This is a genomic window from Clostridioides sp. ZZV14-6345, assembly GCF_020657775.1.
GTDB lineage: Bacteria > Bacillota > Clostridia > Peptostreptococcales > Peptostreptococcaceae > Clostridioides > Clostridioides difficile_D.
In genome coordinates this window covers 1-7011 of the sequence record NZ_JAGWCX010000106.1, presented here as the reverse complement: position 1 = coordinate 7011, position 7011 = coordinate 1, and the positions used below count along the sequence as shown (strand labels likewise).

The following is a 7011-nucleotide window of genomic DNA, read 5'->3' as shown; positions in this document are numbered from 1 at the left end:
TATCGAACTCATTCCGCGTAAAGATAGCCTTTTGAGACACCTCTTTAATATTAATAAATTAATTGGCTTAAAATTACTGATTGATAATTATAAAGTACCTCTGTTAAAGGTGTAAATTCTGAACCGATTCCAAACTTTAATTCTGTAAATGCCTCTAAATAGTCTGGGTCACACACATCTTCTTGTGTTAAATCTTGTTTTACCATTTCAGACGCAAGATAAATTGCTAATGATGGCATAAAAGCATCCATTGGCATAGGATATCCGCCAAGTCTATTTGACATACCAAAAGCCTTAGCCTTTTCACTTATCATATCGTTTATTTTATCATAATTTTGAGCATCTTTTTCAGATATTTTTAGACCCATAACACTAGGATACGTTTGTATTGGTGATGGATTACTTTGCTCTACAACTATGTACTTTAATTCTAAAGCTTTAGTCAATATAACTTCATCCATATACTCATTTACACCAAATATATTTATATCTTTTCCAAATTTTTTAACTTGTTTTTCAATATCTTCATTTAAAAACTGCTTAACTTTGTTTTTGTCTTCTTCAGTATTTATATTTGGAGTATTAACTTGTACAAATTGCAATCCTATATTTTTGCAAGTCTCTTTAATCATTTCTAATCTTTTGGATATATTAACATCTCTCAAATCATCCGTAGAAGCATAATGAATAAAAGCTTTTGCTCCCATTTCTTTTGAATGTTCAGCTAATACCTTTCCTCTTTCCTCTGTATTAACCCCTAGATTTACATCAACAAATTGGCTTAATTGGTTTTTATCATCTCCCATAGTGGCAGAAATAGTTATTATTTCTGGACGCTTTTCCTTTACCTTTTGTAAAGCAGGTAAAAGCCCTGCCTGGTCAGTTGAAACTACAATAGCCTGAACTTCTTCATCATCAGCCAACTTTACTATTTTATTAATAGCGCTATCTATATTAGAAGTAAAATTTTCTGGCAGTACAACATGCTTTATAGTTTGTTTAACTTTAGTTTGGCCATCTTTGTCTTTATCAATTTTATTCTCTTCCTCATATTCTTTTGCCATACCTTCTACCATATTGTATTGTACTTTATTTTCAGATAATGGTTGAGTTACCACTGCAACTTTAAAATCATCTATAATTTTCTCTTTATCTTTCTTACCTACAAGTAAGCTACAACCTGTAAGTCCAATAATTAAACATATGGATAGCATAAATGCTGTTATTTTTCTAAGCATTAATTAAAACCTCCTAAATTTATACTTTCTTATCACTATTACTAATTTTATCATACTTCAAAGAAAAATTATATTATAAAAAATTATATACATACTATTCTAATCCAATCTAAAAAGTACTATGGGTAGATTAGGTTTTGATTAAACCTACCCATAGTACTAAAAAATTATATATTATAAAATTAAATTAATTACAAATTATTATGCTACTTGTTTGTTGCTTTTTATAAAGTTACCAACTATTCCACCCAATATAGCTGGTATTATCCAGTTAAAACCCAAACCTGCAAGTGGTAAGCTTTGTATAAATGGAACAGCTCCTGTCATCCCGTTTACAGCTGATAATAGACTAACCACTAATGTAACATATGCTGCACCTTTAAATGCGTTATCATTCTTTATATTTTTACTAGCCAATTCCATAATAACTATTGCTAATAAAACAGGATATATAGTTTGTAAGATTGGAACTGATATAGCTATTATGGAATCAACACCCAAGTTTGATATAAGCATACTAGCTACACATATACCTATAACCAGTTGTTTGTAAGTTACCTTACTTATTCCTTCAAAATAAGTTGATATTGATGCTGTTAAACCTGTAGAAGTAGTCAGACAAGCAAGTGCTACAATTACACCTAAAATTATCTTTCCTACTTGACCATATAACAATATACTAGTTATTTCAACCAACAAAGAGGCTTGAGGCATGCTAGTATCATATACTGTTGAAACTGTTGCACCTAAGTAAGTAAGACCACCATATACTAATGCTAGAAATACACAAGCTACAAAACCTGCTTTAATAGTCATTCCTATTTGGTCTTTATCTGATGTATATCCTTTACTCACTATAGACATCAACATTATAGTAGCCATAGATGCTGCACCCAGAGCATCCATTGTCTGATAACCTTGTGATATACCTTCACCAAATAGATTTCTATCTATCATATGCTCAGGACTCATAGGTCCTACTGGAGAAATTATACCTTTTACTATTAAAACAAATAATACTAATAATAACGCTGGAGTTAAATACTTACCTATTATGTCTATAACCTTAGAAGACCTAATAGTAAATGCTAAAGTTAGCCCAAAGAAGATTACTGAAAATATAGCTTTAGCTACTGATCCACGGTCTCCAAATATAGGTATAATACCCACTTCATATGTTGTTGCACAAGTTCTTGGTATAACAAGAAGTGCTAAACATGCTAGAGCAGCTACACTCATTACTCTTGCTAACCCTTTACCAGCTCTCCTAAGTACATCATCCATGCTTCCCTTACATCTTGCAGTTGCTATAATAACAAGCATTGCTATACCTGCATCTGCAACAACAAATCCAATAAGAGGAATTAACCAGTCTTTACCGGATTCCATTCCTAAAAATGGAGGGAACATAAGATTTCCTGCGCCAAAGAACATAGAAAATAAAGCAAAACCAACTATAAAAATATCTCTCATCTGCTTACTCACACTAAATTACCCCCTTTGAAAATATTTTGAATATTAAGATAATCTTACTTTATTTTCATAAAAATGTCAATCTGGTAAAATTCCACACATTGTTAACGTTTTCCCAATTCATTTCGTGAATATTTTTTTCATTTTATGATAATTCCCATCAATTTCGTTAAATCAATTGCTTGTGACACATCAAAAATTGCTCCTCTAACATCATTTATCCCAACTTCAATTCCCTCAATATTATTAGTAGTAAAATCTACTCCAGAAAGTTTAGTTCCATTAAAGTTTGCTTTCTTTAAGTTTGTATACTCAAATACCAAACTTTCACTCTTTACTTCTTGAAATATAGAATTTTCAAAATTCGAATCCAAAATAGAGACTACCTTAAATTTAGAGAACGAAAAGTTAGAATACTTACCTAAAACATCCTTGAACAAAACGTTTTTAAGTATACAATCATCAAATCTAGCTCCTATCAATTTACTGTTTTTAAATTCAACTCTATATGCACTTCCTCCATCAAAAAATGTATTTGATAAATTACAGTTTTCAAATACCACATCCAGTAAATCAATTTTTTTTAAATTGCAATTCTCAAAGGATACATTCCTAAATATACAAGAATCAAAACTAACTCTTACAGAATCTAAATCACTTATAACTTCATTTTCTATAATTTTATTAAATATTTTTTCATCATTAAATATATCTTCAAGCATGTCTTCAAGATTTTCAATAGTTTCTAACTCTCCTGTAAATTTAGGTTTTTGTACTTTAATAATCTTAGTCATTTTCCCCTCCACTATAAATTATATTCTTTTTAACATTATTTTTTTTAATATATTAACTTAATATATATATTTGATATATTAAAAAGTTTTTACGAAACATTCTTGTATTCAGTACTTTTATAATTATATCACAAACTTATTTATAATAAACTTCCATTAATATTATAAAACATATGAATATAATAAACATCATACCTATAGGTATTTTATTATTGAAAATAATAATTTTTGATAATAAATAACCTTAAATTTTTATAAAATCGACAAAAAAACGAATAATTTTATTAAATTTATTGTAAATAATACAATATTGCGATATAATACAACAGAAAAACAAATAGAAAATGTTCATATAATATTAGTAATATGGTCTAGTAGTTTCTACAAATCCACCGTAAATGGGTTTTCTATGAATAGAATGTCAACTTTGAATATATATTCTATTCTATCTATATGAATATATATTTTTTTGTTTATATCTTAAAGTTTTTTGGAGGTAAAAATGGTACCAAACACTAATAATGTACAACCAGATGGAAATAATTCATCAATAAGCTTTTTAGACAAAATGTTTAAATTTAGCGAACGTGGCTCTAACCTTAAAACAGAAGTTATAGGTGGAGTTACTACATTCCTAACAATGGCATACATAGTTTTTGTAAATCCAGCAATATTATCTGAAGCTGGAATGGATAAAGCGGCACTTATAACAGTTACTATACTAGCTACAGCCATTGGTACACTTATATTTGCGCTTTTAGGAAATGCACCATTTGCTCTAGCTCCTGGTATGGGATTAAATGCATTTTTCACATACTCTTTGGTTATAGGAGCAGGAATTCCATGGCAAACAGGTCTTGGAGTAGTCTTTTTATCTGGATGTGTATTCTTCACACTCGCAGTAACAGGTCTTCGAAAGACAATTGCAGATGCAATTCCTAGAGAGTTGGCAGTAGCATCTTCAGCAGGTATAGGACTTTTCCTTGCTTTTGTTGGTTTAAAGAATATGGGTGTTATAATAGCAAATCCAGATACTATAGTTTCACTTGCAGATTTTACACCAACAGTTTTAATAGCTCTTTTTGCTCTTATCTTAATGGCAATACTAGAATATAAAAAAGTTAAAGGTGGAATATTAATAAGCATAGTAGTTGCAACAATAATATCTATTATATTTGGATTTGTAGAGTTACCAACAGCGATAATCTCAACACCACCTAGTATAGCACCAGTTGCTTTTAAATTAGATATTGTAGGTGCATTGAAATTCTCATTAATTGGACCTATATTCTCTTTCATGTTTATAGACATGTTTGATTCATTAGCATTTCTTATTACTTGTTGTAAACAAATGGGTCTTGAAGATGAGAATGGTGAAATAAAAGATTTAGGAAAAATGTTGTATGCAGATGTTTCTTCTACTTTAATAGGTTCATTCTTAGGAACTAGTACTGTTACAACATTTGGAGAATCTGCTTCTGGTATCGCAGCAGGTGCAAGAACTGGACTTGCTTCAATAGTAACAGCAGCATTATTCTTAACTACACTTATATTTACACCATTACTTGGTATAGTTCCTACTTACGCTGCAGCACCTGCACTTGTAATGGTTGGTGTATTTATGTTTGAAAGTATAAAACAGATTGATTTTGCTGATAGCAAAATAGCAGTACCTGCTTTTGTTACAGTTTTGTTGATGCCTTTAACTTATAGTATAAGTATTGGTTTATGCTTTGGATTTATTTCATATATAATAATGCATGTTGTAGCTAAAGAAACTGATAAAATCAGTATTACACTTTGGATTATAGGCTTACTTGCAGTTGTAAACTTAGTTCTAAGTTAATATTTTAAATTATATAGAATAAAATCTTATTTAGTTTAAATTTATAAATAGCAAAATCAATTTATGTATAAATTGATTTTGCTATTAACTTTGTATAGAAAATTTATTATCATAATACATAGATATAAAAATATATAGAAAAGAGGTTGTATTTATGTCACAATTACTTATAAAAAATGCATATCTAATTACTATGAATGCAGATAGAGAAGTGTATGAAACTGGAAGTATACTTATTGAAAATAATATTATAAAAAAAGTTGGTAAGTTTGATATTAATATTGCAGATAAAGATACTGAAATATACGATGCTAAAGGAAAAATACTAATGCCAGGCTTAGTCAATACACACGTTCACTTATCTCAACAGTTAGGACGTGGTCTTGCAGATGATGTTGTACTTTTAACTTGGCTTAGAGAAAGAATCTGGCCATATGAAAGTAGCTTCAACTATGAAGATTCATTGATTTCATCTACTGCATGCTGTATTGAATTAATAAAATCTGGTGTCACTACGTTTTTAGAATCTGGTGGTCAATATGTAGATGCCATGGTTGAAGCTGTTGACAAAACTGGACTTAGAGCATGTTTAGCTAAATCAGTTATGGATACAGGAGATGGTCTTCCTGAAGCATGGCAAAAAACTACTGATGAGGAAATCAATGCTCAATTAGACTTATTCCATAAGTTTAATAATACATCTAATGAAAGAATTAAAATATGGTTTGCATTAAGAACTATTTTTAATACAACTGAAGAATTACTTGTTAGGACTAAACAGTTAGCTGATAAATACAATACAGGTATACATATGCATATTGCTGAAATAGCTGATGAAATTTCATTTGTAAAACAAAACAATGGAGTTGGAACAGTTGAATATCTTGATAAACTAGGTGTATTAGGACCAAATCTTTTAGCTGCTCACACAGTTTGGCTTACTCATAAAGAAATTGATTTATTTAGATTACACGATGTTAAAGTTTCTCATAATCCAGGTGCAGCCATGAAAGTGGTCCTAGGATTTGCCTCAATTCCTGAAATGTTAGAAAAAGGAATACCTGTTTCAATTGGTACTGATGGAGCACCTTCAAATAATAGAATGGACCTTATGAGGGATATGTATTTGACTTCATTAATACATAAAGGTAGAACTTTAAATCCAACAGTTGTTCCAGCAGAAGAAGTATTAGAAATGGCTACTGTAAATGGAGCAAAATGTGCTTTATTAGAAAAAGAAATTGGTAGTCTTGAAGTAGGAAAAAAAGCTGATATGATTATTCTAAATCCAGATACAATTCATTGTTTACCAATGCATAATCCAATTGGAAACATAGTTTATTCTATGACTAGTGAAAACGTAGACTCTACTATTTGTGATGGTAAGTGGTTGATGAAGGAAAGAAAAGTATTAGTTGTAGATGAATCTGAATTATTAAATAAAGTTAAGGAACAAGCTTCTAAAATAAAAGATAAGTCAGAAGTTAAAATTCCCTCTAAATTTAAAATCATAAAATAATATAGATTTCAATTGTTTTGTAAATATGAATATATAAGTATATTTATGCATCATATATACAAAACAATTGTTTTTTTATCTTCTATCCATTAGCATTGTTCATAGTCTAGTCTGGGTCTTTAAAATAAAGTGTGTATTCTT

General features: G+C 29.5%; 5 protein-coding genes and 1 riboswitch. Of the genes, 2 read left to right on the top strand and 3 right to left on the bottom strand.

Annotation, left to right across the window (positions count from 1 at the left end; translation table 11 throughout):
- Window positions 1-50: 50 nt before the first annotated feature.
- From KGF39_RS18525 to KGF39_RS18515, 3 genes are all read right to left on the bottom strand, one after another.
- Entirely contained in the window at window positions 51-1238 is a 1188-nt protein-coding gene (locus KGF39_RS18525; RefSeq protein ID WP_227823440.1) for a DUF3798 domain-containing protein, read from the bottom strand.
- A 201-nt stretch (window positions 1239-1439) separates the two neighbouring features.
- Window positions 1440-2711: a branched-chain amino acid transport system II carrier protein gene (gene brnQ, locus KGF39_RS18520; RefSeq protein ID WP_227823441.1), complete on the bottom strand. Its 1272-nt coding sequence runs from the start codon at window positions 2709-2711 to the stop codon at window positions 1440-1442.
- A gap of 140 nt (window positions 2712-2851) precedes the next feature.
- On the bottom strand, window positions 2852-3505 hold the full coding sequence (locus tag KGF39_RS18515; protein WP_227823439.1) for a pentapeptide repeat-containing protein: 654 nt from the start codon (window positions 3503-3505) through the stop codon (window positions 2852-2854).
- Between the two features lie 328 nt (window positions 3506-3833).
- Window positions 3834-3935, top strand: a riboswitch (purine riboswitch).
- A gap of 72 nt (window positions 3936-4007) precedes the next feature.
- Here KGF39_RS18515 and KGF39_RS18510 point away from each other — a divergent pair.
- Window positions 4008-5351: an NCS2 family permease gene (locus KGF39_RS18510; RefSeq protein WP_227823438.1), complete on the top strand. Its 1344-nt coding sequence runs from the start codon at window positions 4008-4010 to the stop codon at window positions 5349-5351.
- Between the two features lie 154 nt (window positions 5352-5505).
- A complete protein-coding gene (locus KGF39_RS18505) occupies window positions 5506-6870 on the top strand; it encodes an amidohydrolase (RefSeq protein ID WP_227823437.1) in 1365 nt (454 codons plus the stop codon).
- Window positions 6871-7011 lie beyond the last annotated feature (141 nt).